This window comes from Bacillus sp. MN7755 (assembly GCF_054771475.1).
In genome coordinates this window covers 150,479-167,528 of the sequence record NZ_BTRL01000001.1, presented here as the reverse complement: position 1 = coordinate 167,528, position 17,050 = coordinate 150,479, and the positions used below count along the sequence as shown (strand labels likewise).

The window sequence follows — 17,050 nt, the reverse complement described above, 5'->3', positions numbered from 1 at the left end:
AGAGTCGCTTTCTTTTTTTATATTCCCCCTAGCTTCATTCCAAGGAATGCAAAGAGGAGACCAATTATGTAAGTAGCAATTAAGTATAAAAGGAAAGTGTTAATGTTTTTACGATTGAGAAGTTGAACAGATTCTAGTTTAAACGTCGAAAATGTCGTGAATGCCCCCATAAATCCAGTACCTAATAATAATTGCCAACCTGTAGTGGCTTCGCTGCCAATTATATATCCGAGTAAAAACGCTCCTGTTATATTAATGAGAAATGTAGCAATTGGAAATGAGGTTTTATTTCTTTTTTTAAACCAATTGCTAATTGCGAATCGTGTAATCGCACCGAAAAATCCCCCTGTCGCGACTAATAAAGCTTCCATCATATGTGATCACCTTCCGTCAGTGATTTCTTAATTAAGAAATCACCAAGTGTATAGCCGATGCCAGACATAATGAGGCCACCAAGTATGCTGCATGATACATATAAGAAGGCTATGCTCCACTCAGAATGATTGATCAATTGAATAGTCTCTACACTAAATGTTGAAAACGTCGTAAAAGAACCGATAAATCCAGTTCCAACGCCTGTGATAACCTCCGAAGGTAAAATGTTTAGCCGAGCAATATATGTAGTTAACCATGCTAATAAGAAGCAGCCGATTAAGTTAATCAGTAATGTAGCTAATGGAAATGAATGATGCCAAAACTCATGAATAGTAAGACCTAAATAATAACGAGAAAGGGCTCCTAATATACCGGAAATGCCAACGATAATATAAATCAATTTTCTCACCTCTTTAAATAGCTTGCTCAAAAAAATAGACTCCTACCAGTAAGTTATACTGGTAGGAGTCATTAGCTAAGCAGCAGTTATGGCGAACTCCATCGCCTATGATTATTACATATAGTGTACTAAACATTGTGTTTGATTTCCAGTGAAGAAGTAGGGGCATTTTGTATTTTTTGATGATTTAAGAGCAAGAATAATTACTTATAAACTAAATATAATGATATAAGGTTTTCAATGTGATAAAATATTTCGTAGGTCTGTCATTCAGTTTTAGTTAACTGAAAATAAAGATAATTAAGTTGCGTGTTTTAGAAAAGGGGCGTTTATTTGAAGAAATTATTAAAAATAGTACTTATATGTATTTTAGTAGGAGTGGGAGTTGTAGGTGGTTTTTTAGCGTATATGACGCTTACTAAAGAACAGCCTGCTGATGTTATAAGTTTGAAGGTGGAAAATAATAAAGAGCGCGTATTAGCGACAGGAAATGACTTTAAAGTTACAACATTTAATATTGGTTATGCTGGATTAGATAAGGACCAAGACTTCTTTATGGATGGGGGAAAGAGATCTGGTTCAAGTAGTAAAGATCAAACGGAAACGAACTTAAAGAATATGCTTTCGTTTTTACAAAATGAGAATAGTGATTTTGCATTATTACAAGAAGTTGATATAAAATCACTTCGATCATTTGATGTAAATGGGCATGAATTTTTAAAAAAGGGATTACCTGATTATGCTTCGTCATTCGGGAAGAACTATGATACAAAATGGGTTCCTGTTCCAATTACAAGTCCAATGGGATATGCGGAGGCTGGATTAAGCACATTTTCCAAATATACAGTTCAAACAGCGAATAGGTTCCAGCTTCCTGGAATGGAGCCTTGGCCGAAGCGTTTGTTTGATTTAGATCGAGCGATTGTTGAACATAAAATTCCTGTTAATAATGGGAAGTTTGTGAGACTCGTAAATTTACATTTGTCTGCCTATGATGAAGGCGGGAAAATTAGAAAACAGCAAGTAGAGTATTTAAAAGAATATATGAACAAGCATTATAAAAATGGTGATTACGTAATAATGGGCGGAGATTGGAATCAATTGCTTTCTGACGTTCAATTAAGTGATCCGAAGTTTGTGAAAGAGCGTCCTGAGTGGTTAGTAGAGTTACCGAAGGACTTTACTGATGGTGGCTTTAAGTGGGCTGTAGATCCGTCTGTTATGACGGTGAGAGATGATGTGAAGAAATATGTGGAGGGTGAAAACTTCGTCACGATTATTGATGGCTTTATCGTTTCGCCGAATGTGGAGATTGTAAATGTACAAGGGAAAGATTTAAAGTTTGAAAATAGTGATCATAACCCAGTGAGTGCGGTATTTAAGTTGAAGAATTAAGTGCAGAAGGTGGGACTTTATATATGGAATGGTTAAAGAAAACTTGTTTTTCTAACCTTGAGAAAGAATCACAGAAAAATCATTTATTGCTGTTTATTACGATTTGTAGTTTCTTCCTTGGAATCATCGCGATTGGTTATTACGGATATATTTTTACAGAGAGAGCACTAGCGTTTTGGGCTTGTGGCATTTCTGTCGTTGTATTTGGAACGCTTTTTACTTTTATAAAAAGTATGGAATCAATGTATAAATACATCATGACATTTATGTTGCTTATGATGTCTTTCATTATGGTACAAGCATTTAATGAAAGTCCAGCTGTATTTCAAATGGTCTACTTTACACTAGCAGTTTCACTTATTTATTTAAGTGAGCGTCTTATTTTAATTCTTGGCGGGGTAGCTGTTGTTAGTACATTTATCCTTTGTAGTTATTGGCCGGATCAATTTTTTGCTTATACAGCGGCATCTGAAGCTGCTAATTTTGCGAGTTTGTTAGCGATTGTTACAATCGCTATGTGGGGCGTCACGAAAATTGGTTCTAACTTGCTGTCTCGCTTAAGTGATGAGAAGCAAGAAGTAATGAGAAAAGCTCAGGAGCTAGAAGAGACGCAAAGGCTTATTGAAGAAACAGTTGTGAAACTAGATAGTAATTTCAATCATTTAAGACAAAATATGAATACATCGATGGAGTCGATGAGTGACATTAATTTTGCTTTTGAAGAGGTGGCAGTTGGTACGCAATCACAATCAGAGATGATGTCACGTTCGGTAGAAGTATTGAACGATATGGAAGGAAATATTGAACAAATCATCTCTCAAGTAAGAAATGCATCAATTCGTGTTGATGAAAGTTTAGAGATTTCAAAGGGTAGTGTACATACTTTAAGAAGTTTTGAAGCTAACATGAGAAGTTTAAATGATGTTGTTTCACAGTCAGGAATTATATTTAGAGATTTAATGATGCAATCGAAGCAAATTAATGAAATTGTAGATGTAATAACAAATATTTCAAGTCAGACGAGTTTGCTAGCTTTAAATGCAAATATTGAAGCTGCAAGGGCAGGAGAACATGGAAAAGGGTTTGCTATTGTAGCGAATGAAGTATTAAAGCTTGCTGAAGAATCGAATCGTTCTGCTGGAAGAATTCAAGGGATTTTGAAGGAGTTTAGTAATCAAGCAAGCAAGGTAGAAGTGCAGGTAGAGAAATCAGAAAGAGTACAAGAGGAATGTAACGAAATGCTAGCAAGCGTTTTAACAAATGTAACGGATTTAGGGAAGTTTATTGATACAATTAATGATGTAATGAGAGAGATTGTTGGTCATCAAGAAAATTTCCAAGCTAAAACGACGAATATCGTAAAGGATGTTACACATGCTTCTAATGTAATTCAGCAAACTTCTGCGGCTACAGAAGAAGTGTTAGCAAGTGTGGAAGAAGAAAAACATCGAAATGATACATCAGTGAAGACATTACATACTGTTAGCGAGCAAGTGAAATTATTAGAAGATATTTTAGAAAAGTAATATCGCTTGAAGAGAGCACACCATTTGTGCTCTTTTTTCATTTAAACGAAGACTTAATAGGAATTTAATTGCTTTTCTGCGCGTTTTCTGCCAAGCTTAAGGAGATAAAATTCAACTAATAGCTACTAATTATTAGTTGAACCTCGCAGGTAGCGAGATAAAATACTTCAAAGAAAGAATTATATAGGTGACGCATATGATCGAAGTTAAGACTTCTGAACTTAGTGATGGAGAATTTAATAGAGGTGTATTTGCAACTCGTGATATTAAAAAGGGCGAGTTGATTCACTCAGCACCAGTTATCTCTTATCCGAATGAACAGCATGAACACATTGAGAAAACGTTACTTGCTGACTACGCATTTGAGTATGGGGTAAATCATACGGCATTCCTTTTAGGATACGGCATGTTATTTAATCATGCATATAATCCGAATGCAACGTATGATATTGTCTTTGAGAATCATACGTTTAACTTCTTTGCTTATAAGGATATAAAAGCGGGAGAAGAGATTCTAATCAATTATAATGGTGAAGTTGATGACGATGAGCTGTTATGGTTTGATAAGGAAAAAGAAGAGAACGAAAAGTAATTTAAAATAAGTAATGAAAAGGATGCTTTTACATAGGTAAAAGCATCCTTTTTTATTGATGAAAATAAAGTAAAGATTACAAAAAAATACCACTTTCTTTTCGTATGGTATAGTAAGATACTGAAGGATATTGTTTTGTAAAAGTGATATATTTTACAAATTGTTGTCTTTCTGGTTACATGTCAAGTTTAGTAGCCCATTTGGGTTGCTTTATTATGCAATATATATTTTAATATGAGTGGCACCTCTTATAATTAAGAGGTTTATAGGTGTCTCGAATTGATTTTGGGTACACTGTATCCACCACTTTAGGTTCTTTCATGTACGTGGGGATATTATGGGCCCGTATAACGGGATAAAAAGAATATAGAAATAGAGGAATCGTAAAATGAATATGCAAGAGGTTTATGAATATTTAAGTACGGTATTGCCTGAAGGTCATGTGAAACAAGATGAAATGTTAAAGAATCATACGCATATTAAAGTTGGCGGAAAAGCAGATGTGTTCGTTGCGCCTACGAATTATGATGAAATTCAAGAAGTTATTAAATATGCGAACCAATATAATATTCCAGTTACGTTTTTAGGGAATGGTTCGAATGTCATTATTAAAGACGGTGGTATTCGAGGGATTACGGTAAGTTTAATTCATATTACAGGTGTTACTGTAAATGGAACAACGATTGTAGCACAGTGCGGTGCAGCAATTATTGATGTATCACGTATTGCGTTAGATCATAACTTAACGGGCCTTGAGTTCGCTTGTGGTATTCCAGGTTCAGTGGGCGGAGCATTATATATGAATGCTGGTGCTTACGGCGGTGAAATTTCGTTTGTATTAACAGAAGCTGTCGTAATGACAGGTGATGGAGAGCTACGTACTTTAACGAAAGAAGCATTTGAATTTGGATATCGTAAGAGTGTATTTGCTAACAATCACTACATTATTCTTGAAGCGAGATTTGAACTTGAAGAAGGTGTACGTGAAGAAATTAAAGAAAAAATGGATGATTTAACGTTTAAACGTGAGTCAAAACAGCCTCTAGAATATCCTTCATGTGGTAGCGTATTTAAACGCCCACCAAATAACTTTGCTGGTAAATTGATTCAAGAATCAGGACTACAAGGTAAGCGAATTGGTGGAGTGGAAGTTTCTCTAAAGCATGCTGGATTTATGGTGAATGTTGATAACGGAACAGCACAAGATTACATCGATTTAATTCATTTCGTGCAAAAAACAGTTGAAGAGAAATTCGGTGTGAAGTTAGAGCGAGAAGTAAGGATTATTGGAGAAGATAAGTAATAAAGGAATACGTATGAAGATGGGAATTATTTTAAAATAATATTTGGCGATTATTGACAATTTGTTTTTAATTCAATATAATGGCTAATAATTTAACAAATAACATACGTTGAAAGAGCCCAGTAGCAGTTTGTCACTGTTAACGAGAGAGCTAGGGGTTGCTGGAACCTAGCACAAACAAACTTGCGAATTACACTCTGGAGTATCTTAGGTAATGCTAAGCGGATTGGCAATCGATATTATTGCTAAGAGTGGTATGAGTAGCTATGCTATTTATACAAACTGGGTGGTAACACGGTGAATAATCGTCCCTATGTCATAGACATAGGGATTTTTTGTTTTTAAAAAATAAAGGGGATGACAAAAGATGAATATCATTGATGAATTAGAATGGCGCGGCGCCGTTAATCAACAGACTGATGAAGAAGGTTTACGTAAGCTAGTAGAAGAGAAAAAGATTTCACTATACTGCGGAGTGGATCCGACTGGTGATAGTATGCATATCGGACATTTGATTCCGTTTATGATGATGAAGAGATTCCAGTTAGCTGGCCATCATCCAGTTATTTTAATTGGTGGGGCAACAGGAACAATTGGTGATCCGAGTGGACGTCAATCAGAACGCCAACTTCAAACGTTAGAAGTAGTTCAGCATAATGTAGATGCGTTAACAGCACAAATGAAAAAGCTATTTGATTTTGGCGGAAATAGCGAAGTGAAGATGGTAAATAACTACGACTGGACACATGAAATAAACATTATTGAGTTTTTACGTGATTACGGAAAAAACTTTAGCATTAATAGTATGTTAGCAAAGGATATTGTAGCAAGCCGTTTAGATACAGGAATTTCTTTCACGGAATTTACGTACCAAATCTTGCAAGCGATGGATTTCCATCACTTATACACGAAAGAAGATGTGCAACTGCAAATTGGTGGTAGTGACCAATGGGGAAATATTACGAGTGGATTAGATTTAATTCGTAAGCTAGAAGGGCACGAAGCGAAAGTATTCGGATTAACGATTCCGTTATTATTGAAATCAGATGGTACGAAGTTCGGTAAATCGGCAGGTGGCGCTGTTTGGCTTGATCCTGAAAAAACGACACCGTTTGAATTTTACCAATTCTGGGTAAATACAGATGACCGTGACGTAGTCAAATACTTGAAATACTTTACATTCTTAACGAAAGAGCGCATTGATGAATTAGCGGTGAAGGTAGAAACAGAGCCTCATAAACGTGAAGCGCAAAAAGTATTAGCGGAAGAAATGACGAAATTCGTTCACGGAGAAGAAGCATTCCTGCAAGCTGTGAAAATTACAGCAGCGTTATTTAGCGGAGATATTAAATCGTTAACAGCTGATGAAATTGAACAAGGCTTTAAAGAAATGCCAACATTCCAGTCTTCAAAAGAGACGAAAAACATCGTAGAATGGCTAGTTGATTTAGGAATTGAACCATCTAGAAGACAAGCACGCGAAGACATTAATAATGGTGCGATTTCTATGAATGGTGAAAAAGTAACAGATGTGGGCACGGATGTTACTATAGAGAATTCATTTGATGGGCGATTTATTATTATCCGTAAAGGGAAGAAGAACTATAGCCTTGTGAAGTTAGGAGAATAATTTGTGTGAAAGGATGGGAGTAGGAAGAATACTTCCATTCTTTCATATACACAATTTAGACATAAAATAATCAGTAAATTTAGATAATTAGAAGGGTTATATTATTCTTCTGCCGAATAAATAAGTTAGAGAAAATTACGGATAAAAATAGCCCGAACCATGCAGGGCATGATTCGGGCTTATATTCAGATTAGTAAGCTAAGCTGAATAGACCTTTAATGTGTGATAAGTAACGAACGTTACTTGCTTCTTTCATTAATGATGCTGGTAAACCTTTAAGTGGAGTATTGCTTGCTCCGATTGTAGCAACAGCATCTTTACGTCCTAGACTAGCAAGTGTTCCAGAGTTTACAGGTGCGAACTCTTCGAATGCTTTGCCTTCTAGTGCTGCGTATAAGTTGTATCCAATTAACTCACCCATTTGCCAAGCAATTTGTGCAGTTGGTGGGTATGGACGTCCGTCTGGAGCGAAGACAACAGCGCTGTCTCCAGCAACGAATACGTCTTTGTGAGAAGTAGATTGTAGGTATGCATCAACTGTTGCACGGCCACGGTTTACTTCAAGACCTGATTCACCGATTAGTGGGTTACCTTGTACGCCGCCTGTCCAAACGAATGTGTTAGCAACAAGTTTTTGACCGTCTTTTAAGTCGATTTCATTGCCAGCAACGTTTGTTACAGGAAGACCAGTTAAGAATGTAACGCCGCGTGCTTCTAGGCTAGTAGTTGCACGTTCGATTAAGTGGTCTGGTAATACTGGAAGGATTTTTGGACCTGCTTCAACAAGAAGAAGTTTCACTTCTTTTGGATTTACGCCGTGGCTTTTTGCAAGTTTAGGCATAATGTCAGCAAGCTCACCAACTAGCTCAACGCCAGTTAATCCGCCACCACCGATTACGATTGTAGCATCAGCTTCGTTTTTTGTTTTCGCGTATTCACGAATACGGTCTTCAACGTGTTTGTAGATTTTGTTTGCATCAGCAGCAGATTTTAATACCATGCTGTTTTCTTCTAGTCCTGGAATACCGAAGTAAGCAGTTTTACTTCCTAAAGCAACTACAAGTGCATCGTAAGATAAAGTAGTGCCGCCAGCTAGTTTAATTTCTTTGCTATCAACTGAGAATGACTCAACTGTTGCAATTTTAAGATCGATGTCTTTACCTTTGAAAAGCTTTGTAAGTGGCATTGCAATTGCTTGCTCAGCAACGTTACCAGCTGCAAGGCGGTGTAGTTCAGTGATGATTTGGTGTGTTGGGTATTGGTTAATCACTGTAACTTGTGCTTCTGATTTGCTGTAATATTTACGTACGTTTAAAGCGGCAAGAAGACCGCCATAACCAGCGCCTAAGATGACAATTTGTTTTGACATAGTATGATATCCCCCGTCTTTACTAATTGTTGTTATAAGTTAACTTATTTATTGTTACGTTCTGCACTAATTTGAAGATATGCGTTCACAAAGCGGAACATTTTTTGTGCTTGTGGATCTTTTAGTAATTTTAATAGACCGAATAGGCCAATAACTTCGTTGCTTTCGTCAGCACGATCTTTCGCTTCGATTGCAGTTGCAGCCATGCTTTTCACTGTATCTTTTACAGGTTCTACAAGCTCTGTGATTGCACCAACAGTGTCGCTTTTTAATACTTCATCAGTAGCAACAGTTTGAGCGAAGTCATAAGACTTAGTTAAAATGTTAACAAGCTCAGTTAATTTTGGAAGCTGTTCCACTAGTGTTGTTAATGATTCTTGTACCTCAGGTTTTAACAACTGATCAAGTACATCAAGTTGTCCTTGGCTAGCAGAAATTTGTACAGTTTCTTGTTCTGGCTTTGTTTGAGTCATAGTTTCTGGCATCTCCAATTCTCCTTTACGATAGCAATACTCTTATTTTTTATAAGTAAGATAGTAAACGTTTACGAAACATTATACAAAGTTTCACAAAACACAATAAAATGCCTTTAAATTTATGACAGCAAGTAAGCTGCAAGCATAAATCTAAAACCATAACGTCTTACCTATTATTTATGAACTGTCCGATATATGGCTTGTCCGCATAATGGAAAAGCTCCGTTACCGGAAAGTGTATATAATATATATCCTATATTATATACTATATACACCTATGTTAACATAAAAATGATTCCTAATTATTTGATATTGAGTGTATAATGTAGTACTGACAAGGTATGAAAGCGTATAAAATATTTTGTTTCAGTTAGAAATGTACATATATAATAAGAAAAAAAGGAAAAAATGAACAAATTCATGTTCGTTTTTTCCTTTTTCCTATTATTCACCTTCCACAATTAGCATCGATGTGTTACCTTCCTTTTCAAGATGGCATTCGCCCCAAGAACAAAGAGAATCAAGAATGGATTCTAAAGACCAACCGTAATCAGTAAGAGAATATTCTACTTTTGGTGGAACTTGATTGTATACCTTTCTTTGAATAACGCCGTCGTCTTCTAATTCACGTAATTGCTGCGTTAACATTTTTTGTGTAATACCAGGCATTGAACGTTTTAGTTCACTCGTTCTCTTTGTACCTTTCGTTAAGTGACAAAGAATAACAACCTTCCATTTGCCGCCGATAACTTCTAAGGTCGCCTCTACAGGAATATTATATTTCTTCATATGAAACCCTCCTTGTGTGAGTGTTAAATAATACAAATGTCACTTTTTAGTACCTATAGCACTTTAAAGTACGTACTTTTTATCATGTTAAATATGTTTCATAATAGCACATGTAAGAGGCAAATGAGTAGTACGGTACTGAAAAGTGACTATGTTACCTTTTGGTGCCTATAGTACTTTAAAGTGCGTTCTTCAAAAAAAGAATGAAACCATTCATAATAGCATTTGTAGAGATTAAATATATTTTTTAGAAGATAAAAGGGCCTTTTTATCGCACTATTATGATTGGATTTCTTGTAATAAGGAGGAATTCAATTGAGTTCATATACAGTACCATCTTCCGAAGTTCAGACGAATCGAAGAAGTATGTTTGCTTTATTAGCACTAGCAATTAGTGCGTTTGGGATTGGTACGACCGAGTTTATTAGTGTCGGTTTATTACCATCCATTTCAAAAGATTTAAATGTTTCGGTTACAACAGCTGGTTTAACTGTTTCCCTATATGCGTTAGGGGCGGCAGTAGGAGCTCCTGTTTTAACAGCGTTAACGGCTAGTATGTCGAGAAAGACATTATTAATGTGGATTATGGTTATTTTCATTATTGGTAATGGTATTGCGGCAGTAGCCACAAGCTTCACTATATTAATTATCGCAAGGATTGTAGCTGCGTTTGCACATGGTGTGTTTATGTCGATAGGATCTACAATCGCGGCCGCAATCGTACCAGAGAATAAACGTGCTAGCGCAATTGCGATTATGTTTACTGGATTAACAGTTGCGACTATTACAGGTGTGCCAATTGGTACCTTTATTGGGCAACAATTTGGCTGGAGAGCGTCATTTATGGCGATTGTTGTAATTGGAATTATTGCTTTTATCGCAAACAGCATACTAGTCCCATCTAATTTGAAAAATGGTGTACCTGTATCGTTTCGTGATCAATTCAAACTAATTAAAAATGGAAGACTATTACTTGTTTTCATTATTACTGCACTTGGATACGGCGGTACATTCGTAACATTTACGTATTTATCACCGCTATTACAAGAAGTAACAGGGTTTGAAGCAAGTACTGTTACTATCATTTTATTAGTGTATGGAATTGCCATTGCGATAGGGAATATGGTCGGCGGAAAGTTATCGAATCATAATCCGATTCGAGCGCTATTTTACATGTTCTTGATTCAAGCGATTATATTATTTGTTTTAACATTTACAGCGCCATTTAAAGTAGCTGGATTAATCACAATTATTTTCATGGGACTATTCGCATTTATGAATGTTCCGGGGCTGCAAGTATATGTAGTTATATTGGCAGAGCGCTTTGTTCCGAGTGCGGTCGATGTTGCTTCAGCAATTAATATTGCCGCATTTAACGGAGGAATCGCTTTAGGTTCTTATATAGGTGGCCTTGTAACGAATTCATTAGGGTTAATCCATACTGCTTGGGTAGGCGGCATTATGGTAGTAGCTGCTGTTATTTTAACAGCGTGGAGCATGACATTAGAAAAAAGAGATCAAGCAAAATAAAAGGAGAGAAAATAAAATGAAAAACTTACAAAGTAAAGCAGTATTAAATAATGGTGTAGAAATGCCTTGGTTCGGTTTAGGTGTATTTAAAGTAGAAGAAGGACCAGAACTTGTAGAAGCTGTAAAATCAGCGATTAAAGCAGGATACCGCAGTATCGATACAGCTGCAATTTACGGAAATGAAAAAGCTGTAGGTGAAGGAATCCGTGCAGGTATCGAAGCAACTGGTATTTCAAGAGAAGATTTATTCATCACTTCAAAAGTGTGGAATGCAGATCAAGGATATGAAGAAACAATTGCTGCATACGAAGAGAGCTTAAAGAAATTAGAACTAGATTATTTAGATTTATTCCTTGTTCACTGGCCTGTAGAAGGAAAATATAAAGATACATGGAGAGCACTAGAAACACTTTATAAAGAAGAGCGCGTACGTGCGATTGGTGTAAGTAACTTCCAAATCCATCACTTACAAGATGTAATGAAAGATGCAGAAGTCAAGCCAATGATTAACCAAGTAGAATACCATCCTCGTTTGACACAAAAAGAATTACAAGCTTTCTGTAAAGAACAAGGTATTCAAATGGAAGCATGGTCACCATTAATGCAAGGTCAATTATTAGATAACGAAACATTACAAGCAATTGCTGAGAAACACGGTAAAACAACAGCGCAAGTTATTTTACGTTGGGATCTTCAAAATGGAGTAATTACAATTCCAAAATCAACGAAAGAACACCGTATTATTGCAAACGCTGATGTGTTTAACTTTGAGTTAACGAAAGAAGATATGGAAAAAATCGATGCGTTAAATCAAAATCACCGCGTTGGTCCAGATCCTGATAACTTCGATTTCTAAGATTAAAGTAAGAAAGAAAAAAGAGTGCTTTTATGCACTCTTTTTTTTGTGCATAAAAATATTTTCTAATTAAATACTACTTAGTATTAAGTTTGTTATAAGGGGCTGTAAACATGAATATAAAGCAATCGTTCAAACTTCTAGCTATGTTTTTAAGTGTGTTATTTGTGTTATTCCCACTTCAAAAAGCATTTGCCGAAGTTATGGACCATACAAAGTATCAAATGGATTGGAGTTATAGTAAGTCAAAGAAGAAGCCAATTCGAACAGAACTTATTAAAACGGCAGATGGAAAAATTGCATTTTGCTTAAATGTAGATTTGAAATCTCCGAGCGGTCAAGATTTACCGGAAATGGGTAAAGTGGATATTAATGTGTACCGTGTACTATTGAATGGATATCCACAAAAGAGTCCACAAGAATTAGGTGTTTCTGATTGGAGAGAAGCGCATTACGCAACGCAGCTTGCGGTATGGGATGCGTTAAAACAAATCGATATTAATGATTTAGATTTCCGTAATAAAAATGTAGAAAAGGTAACGAAAGATATCGTTGCAAAAGCAAGCGCTAGTGAAGAATTACAAGAAATTACGATGAGTGTCGTACCATTGGAAGAACAACAAGCAGTATTGAAAAATGATTTCTTTGAAACAGGTTTATATACAGTAGAAACAAATGCAAAAAGCGGGACGTATAAAGTGCAAGCAACAGGTGCACCAGCAGGAGCGAAATTTGTAAATGAAAAAGGCGAAGCAAAAACAGAATTTAATGTAGGAGAAAAGTTCCGCATTTTAATTCCGAAACAAACACCAGCTGGTGGATTTAGCTTTAAAGTAATCGGGAAATTAACGAAGCTACAAGGGATTGCACATAAAGGTACACCGACAATTCAAAATGCAGTTGTATTACTTGAGCGTAGTGAAGAAGAAACAAGTCCGGAGTTATCAGTGAGTTGGAAAAAAGGAAATGGTCATGATAATAATAAACCACATACTCCAAATGAACCGCATAAACCGAATCAATATAAAAGGTAAGGATGAAAGCATTGGTGTTAACCAATGCTTTTTATATATGAAATTTAAAATTATATCAAGATAATTATTAACTAGATAAAACACTGTTTTTATGTTGTGAAAATTATTTGGGAATAACAAAATATAATAAAATCTAAACGTTACGATTAATAGATTAAATTCACAAAATTGTAACATTATTCTAATTGAAAAGTCTATCAAACAAAGTGTAAAGCGTGTACAATTCAGTTGGAAAAACTACCTATAGATGGTCATATATGAAGAAAATGTAAGTTTCTATTACTATTTTTATTTTCAGATGTATAGATGACAATACTGAATTATATCTTTTACTATTCTCTTTTTATGTACGAAGAGAACTCATCACAAATAGAGAGAAGTGAGGAGGGCATATTACATAAAAATTTTACAATGTAAGAAAGCGAATACATGGAGGGAGATGCAGTAGTAATAGATACAGGTGCGCGAGGTGTTAGTCTGTTCATTAAATTTTTTTATAAAAATAATAGGATTTCTTATTAAATGAATATATGTTGGTTTTTCTAAATGAAGGAACAGGGGACACAGATTATGTCGAAGAAAAAGACGAGTAGGGTATTAGTGGCTGGTGTTTGTTTAGCTACGTTATTAACGCCATATGGACTTGAAGTACCTAAGGTGTATGCAGAGATGACAATTGAAGATAAGGAGAAGCAGCAAGAAGAGCGAGTGTATCAATTGCTGCCAAAAGGTAATGTAGAAGAGATGCGTGAGTTGCATCAGCGTCGAATGAGTTTTTCTCCTTATGAACCAACGGGCATTTATGTAAAGCCAGGTGAAGAAGTGGTTATTCAAGTAGAAGGGACTCAACAGATTAAAGCTTATATTGGTACATATTCTTATGAAAAAGAAGAACCTAAACAATTCAATTTAAATCCTGGTGAGAATAAAATTTCTTCTTCAAATGGGGGACTATTATACTTTTATAATTATCACAACACAGGAGAAGTAGTCGCTAAAGTGAAAAAAGGTGGTACAACAAACCCTTTATTTATTTTAGGAAAGCATACGACAAAAGATTGGAAACGTATGTTGGCAGAGAATCCTGATCCATATGCAATAGAAATGAAGGGAGAAAATAGTTTATTAACTATGCATCCTGAGACTGTAGCGGAGCATTTAAAACAAGAAGATCCAGCTGCGGTATTAAAGAAACACGATGAAATAATTAATATAGAACATAAGATATCAGGTTTATCAAAAGATGGTGTGGGTGTTGCGAATCAAGGTAAACATTCCATTCATTTTGTTGAAGACTGGTATACGGACAATTATATGTATGCGACTTATTATCGAACAGCTTATAGTAAAGGGAATTTAGGTCCAGTACTAAATCTAGAAGAGTTAACTAATGATGGATGGGGGCCTTGGCATGAAGTGGGACATCAACATCAACAGAATACTTGGTTATGGGATGGACTTGGAGAAGTAACCGTTAATATTTATTCTTTGGCAGTTCAAACTACATTCGGGCATAAAACAAGGTTAGAGCAAGAAGGGCGCTATGAAGCTGCATTTGCTTATTTAGGTAAACCGGATGCACAAGAAAAGATGGATGTATTTGAGAAATTAGTTATGTTTTGGCAGTTACATTTAGCTTATGGGGATCAATTCTATCCGAATTTACATCAAATGTATCGTTTGTTACATGATACAGAACTGCCTAAATCTGATGAAGAAAAAAAGCAAATGTTTATTTATATGACGTCAAAAGTGGCAGGACAAAATTTAATTCCTTTCTTTGATAAATGGGGATTATTTGCAAATGATGCTACGAGAGAAAAGATTGAAAAATTAAATTTACCAAAATTAGAAAAAGAAATATGGTTATCTACAGATAGCAATCCAATTCGTGAAAAACAAACTGAGTTATATGAAGTTCCATATGGCGAGCCAAATAATGAAAAAATACAAAATGTAGTAATCGGTACTACATATGATGAGAAAAAAGCAAAAGAACTTGTACAGAATTTAGGCAAAGGTGTAAAAACAACAGGTGTGATTATACAAGGTAAGCCTGAAGTTGGAGAAAAAACTGTAAAAGTAGAAATTATAGATGAAAAAGGTAATAAGAATTTAATTCCGGTTGTGGTAAATGTCAGTTATGGTGATAGCTTAGTATTTAAAGGGCTTAATTATGATACTAATATTAAATCAATCGTAACAATGCAACACGATCAGAAAAAATTTAGTGCGACAGCTGATGTAAATCAAGTGCACCATTACTTTAAAGAAGACACGTATTTTGAATTCTCATTACTAGACCAAAATGGAAATGAGAAAAAGAAAGCAACAGTAAAAGGTGTTGAAAATGCGGAAGAATTTGCGAAATTAATTAATGGATTAGAGTTCGAGTATGGTGATGTAGTGAAAGTGTATCACGCAGAATCAGATCGCTTTAATTGGTATCAAAATAATGACTTTATCGGCCAAGGTAAGGCGAAGGTAGAGAAAGAATTATTATTTAAAGTAACAGAAAAGGGCTTTGAGAGAATGGAAGCCCAGCAAGAAGTAACGGCAGTACCGCAAAAAGTAGTAATTGGAACAGATGTTGAAAAATTAAATGCAAAAGACTTTGTTCAAGTGAAAGATGGAGAAGTAGTAGGTTTTGTAGAAAAACTGAATACAACAAAAATCGGTGAACAAAAGGTAAAAGTAGAAACGAAGGATCGTTTTGGGAATAAGAAAGTGACAGAAGTACCTCTAACAGTAACGTATGGAGATAGCCTACTTGTATACGGATTAAGCTATGGCGCTGACGATATGAAATCAATTATAACGTTACATCATGATACGAAAAAAATGAGTGCGACGGATACGAGTAATTTGATTCATGATTATTTTGGAGATGAGAAGTATTTTGCATTCACTCTGTACAACAGAGAGGGAAAAGAGAAGAAAAATATAGAGGTAAAAGGCCTGGAGAGTACAGAAGCTTTTGCTAAGGAAGTAAACGGACTAGCGTTTGAATATGGAGATGTGGTGAAAGTATATCATGCTGAATCTTCACGCTTACACTGGTATCAAAAAGGTGTATATGTGGGAGAAGGGAAAAATAAAGAGATAAAGGAACTAGTCTTCAAAATTACTGAAAACGGATTTGAAAGATCGGAAGCTGAGCAAACAGTACAAGCAAATCCGCAAAAAGTAGTAATCGGAACAAACGCTGAAAAATTAAATGCAAAAGACTTTGTTCAAGTGAAAGATGGAGAAGTAATTGGCTTTGTAGAAAAACCGAATACAACAAAAATCGGAAAGCAAACAGTAAAAGTAGAAACGAAAGATCGCTTTGGAAATAAGAAAGTGACGGAAGTGCCAGTAGAAGTAACGTATGGAGATAGCATTGTATACCAAGGGCTTAGTAATGTTGTTCGTTCTATTGTAACGTTAAATCATGATGATAAGAAACTACATGTAACGTCTACAAATGAACAAATTCATAGTTACTTTAACAATGAATTATATATGGGAATTACGTTATATGATCAAAATAATAATGAGAAAAAGCATGTAACAGCAGAAGGGCAAGAGACTTCAAAGAATTTTGCAGAACAAGTAAATGGTATGATGTTCGAGTATGGAGATGTAGTAAAAGTGTATCATGCCGAATCAGATCGTTTAAGCTGGTACAAAAATAGTGAGTTCGTTGGAAAAGGAGATAAGAAAAAGTTTGAAGAAATTTCCTTCAAGATTACTCCGAATGGTTTAGAGCAAATATAATAATAAAAAAGCTCGT

Annotated in this window: 14 protein-coding genes, 1 riboswitch and 1 other annotated feature; of the genes, 9 read left to right on the top strand and 5 right to left on the bottom strand. The window is 35.4% G+C overall.

What is annotated here, in order from left to right:
• Positions 1 to 17 precede the first annotated feature (17 nt).
• Positions 18 to 374 carry a fluoride efflux transporter CrcB gene (crcB, locus tag ACYVEC_RS00930; RefSeq protein WP_063221754.1) on the bottom strand — a complete coding sequence of 119 codons (357 nt, stop codon included), beginning with the start codon at positions 372 to 374 and terminating at the stop codon, positions 18 to 20.
• Positions 371 to 775 carry a fluoride efflux transporter CrcB gene (crcB, locus tag ACYVEC_RS00925; RefSeq protein WP_063221753.1) on the bottom strand — a complete coding sequence of 135 codons (405 nt, stop codon included), beginning with the start codon at positions 773 to 775 and terminating at the stop codon, positions 371 to 373. Before crcB (ACYVEC_RS00925) ends, crcB (ACYVEC_RS00930) begins: the two co-directional genes overlap by 4 nt.
• A gap of 55 nt (positions 776 to 830) precedes the next feature.
• Positions 831 to 890, bottom strand: a riboswitch (Fluoride riboswitch).
• A 218-nt stretch (positions 891 to 1,108) separates the two neighbouring features.
• Here crcB (ACYVEC_RS00925) and ACYVEC_RS00920 point away from each other — a divergent pair.
• From ACYVEC_RS00920 to tyrS, 5 genes are all read left to right on the top strand, one after another.
• Positions 1,109 to 2,170, top strand: coding sequence for an endonuclease/exonuclease/phosphatase family protein (locus ACYVEC_RS00920; RefSeq protein ID WP_098555408.1), 1,062 nt, complete (start codon positions 1,109 to 1,111; stop codon positions 2,168 to 2,170).
• Positions 2,171 to 2,193: 23 nt separating this feature from the next.
• Positions 2,194 to 3,696: a DUF4077 domain-containing protein gene (locus tag ACYVEC_RS00915; protein WP_063221751.1), complete on the top strand. Its 1,503-nt coding sequence runs from the start codon at positions 2,194 to 2,196 to the stop codon at positions 3,694 to 3,696.
• A 196-nt stretch (positions 3,697 to 3,892) separates the two neighbouring features.
• Complete coding sequence (locus tag ACYVEC_RS00910) at positions 3,893 to 4,288, top strand: SET domain-containing protein (RefSeq protein ID WP_000573650.1); 396 nt, start codon at positions 3,893 to 3,895, stop codon at positions 4,286 to 4,288.
• 388 nt (positions 4,289 to 4,676) lie between these two features.
• Entirely contained in the window at positions 4,677 to 5,591 is a 915-nt protein-coding gene (murB, locus tag ACYVEC_RS00905) for a UDP-N-acetylmuramate dehydrogenase (RefSeq protein ID WP_063221750.1), read from the top strand.
• A 100-nt stretch (positions 5,592 to 5,691) separates the two neighbouring features.
• Positions 5,692 to 5,907: a binding site (T-box leader), on the top strand.
• A gap of 51 nt (positions 5,908 to 5,958) precedes the next feature.
• Positions 5,959 to 7,221: a tyrosine--tRNA ligase gene (gene tyrS / locus ACYVEC_RS00900; RefSeq protein WP_063221749.1), complete on the top strand. Its 1,263-nt coding sequence runs from the start codon at positions 5,959 to 5,961 to the stop codon at positions 7,219 to 7,221.
• Positions 7,222 to 7,411: 190 nt separating this feature from the next.
• On the opposite strand, the gene ACYVEC_RS00895 is transcribed toward tyrS, so the two are convergent.
• The 3 genes from ACYVEC_RS00895 to ACYVEC_RS00885 form a co-directional block, all read right to left on the bottom strand.
• On the bottom strand, positions 7,412 to 8,590 hold the full coding sequence (locus ACYVEC_RS00895; protein ID WP_000043194.1) for an NAD(P)/FAD-dependent oxidoreductase: 1,179 nt from the start codon (positions 8,588 to 8,590) through the stop codon (positions 7,412 to 7,414).
• Between the two features lie 44 nt (positions 8,591 to 8,634).
• The gene (locus tag ACYVEC_RS00890) at positions 8,635 to 9,075 is read right to left on the bottom strand and encodes a DUF1641 domain-containing protein (protein WP_001115309.1); all 441 of its coding nucleotides are present in this window, start codon (positions 9,073 to 9,075) and stop codon (positions 8,635 to 8,637) included.
• A 435-nt stretch (positions 9,076 to 9,510) separates the two neighbouring features.
• A complete protein-coding gene (locus ACYVEC_RS00885; protein ID WP_063221748.1) occupies positions 9,511 to 9,855 on the bottom strand; it encodes a winged helix-turn-helix transcriptional regulator in 345 nt (114 codons plus the stop codon).
• A 366-nt stretch (positions 9,856 to 10,221) separates the two neighbouring features.
• Between ACYVEC_RS00885 and ACYVEC_RS00880 the strand changes: the two genes are divergently transcribed.
• The 4 genes from ACYVEC_RS00880 to ACYVEC_RS00865 all read left to right on the top strand — a co-directional run bounded on the left by ACYVEC_RS00880 (position 10,222) and on the right by ACYVEC_RS00865 (position 17,034).
• Positions 10,222 to 11,385, top strand: coding sequence for an MFS transporter (locus ACYVEC_RS00880; protein ID WP_162840200.1), 1,164 nt, complete (start codon positions 10,222 to 10,224; stop codon positions 11,383 to 11,385).
• A 16-nt stretch (positions 11,386 to 11,401) separates the two neighbouring features.
• Positions 11,402 to 12,241: an aldo/keto reductase gene (locus tag ACYVEC_RS00875; RefSeq protein ID WP_063221746.1), complete on the top strand. Its 840-nt coding sequence runs from the start codon at positions 11,402 to 11,404 to the stop codon at positions 12,239 to 12,241.
• 113 nt (positions 12,242 to 12,354) lie between these two features.
• The gene (locus ACYVEC_RS00870) at positions 12,355 to 13,275 is read left to right on the top strand and encodes a thioester domain-containing protein (RefSeq protein ID WP_063221745.1); all 921 of its coding nucleotides are present in this window, start codon (positions 12,355 to 12,357) and stop codon (positions 13,273 to 13,275) included.
• Between the two features lie 570 nt (positions 13,276 to 13,845).
• A complete protein-coding gene (locus ACYVEC_RS00865; RefSeq protein WP_460505355.1) occupies positions 13,846 to 17,034 on the top strand; it encodes a putative mucin/carbohydrate-binding domain-containing protein in 3,189 nt (1,062 codons plus the stop codon).
• Positions 17,035 to 17,050 lie beyond the last annotated feature (16 nt).

Excerpts from the sequence above, each read along its gene's own strand:
- crcB (WP_063221754.1), bottom strand. The coding sequence starts at position 374 with ATGATGGAAGCTTTATTAGTCGCGACAGGGGGATTTTTCGGTGCGATT.
- ACYVEC_RS00915 (WP_063221751.1), top strand. The coding sequence starts at position 2,194 with ATGGAATGGTTAAAGAAAACTTGTTTTTCTAACCTTGAGAAAGAATCA.
- ACYVEC_RS00910 (WP_000573650.1), top strand. The coding sequence starts at position 3,893 with ATGATCGAAGTTAAGACTTCTGAACTTAGTGATGGAGAATTTAATAGA.
- murB (WP_063221750.1), top strand. The coding sequence starts at position 4,677 with ATGAATATGCAAGAGGTTTATGAATATTTAAGTACGGTATTGCCTGAA.
- tyrS (WP_063221749.1), top strand. The coding sequence starts at position 5,959 with ATGAATATCATTGATGAATTAGAATGGCGCGGCGCCGTTAATCAACAG.
- ACYVEC_RS00895 (WP_000043194.1), bottom strand. The coding sequence starts at position 8,590 with ATGTCAAAACAAATTGTCATCTTAGGCGCTGGTTATGGCGGTCTTCTT.
- ACYVEC_RS00890 (WP_001115309.1), bottom strand. The coding sequence starts at position 9,075 with ATGCCAGAAACTATGACTCAAACAAAGCCAGAACAAGAAACTGTACAA.
- ACYVEC_RS00885 (WP_063221748.1), bottom strand. The coding sequence starts at position 9,855 with ATGAAGAAATATAATATTCCTGTAGAGGCGACCTTAGAAGTTATCGGC.
- ACYVEC_RS00880 (WP_162840200.1), top strand. The coding sequence starts at position 10,222 with ATGTTTGCTTTATTAGCACTAGCAATTAGTGCGTTTGGGATTGGTACG.
- ACYVEC_RS00875 (WP_063221746.1), top strand. The coding sequence starts at position 11,402 with ATGAAAAACTTACAAAGTAAAGCAGTATTAAATAATGGTGTAGAAATG.
- ACYVEC_RS00870 (WP_063221745.1), top strand. The coding sequence starts at position 12,355 with ATGAATATAAAGCAATCGTTCAAACTTCTAGCTATGTTTTTAAGTGTG.
- ACYVEC_RS00865 (WP_460505355.1), top strand. The coding sequence starts at position 13,846 with ATGTCGAAGAAAAAGACGAGTAGGGTATTAGTGGCTGGTGTTTGTTTA.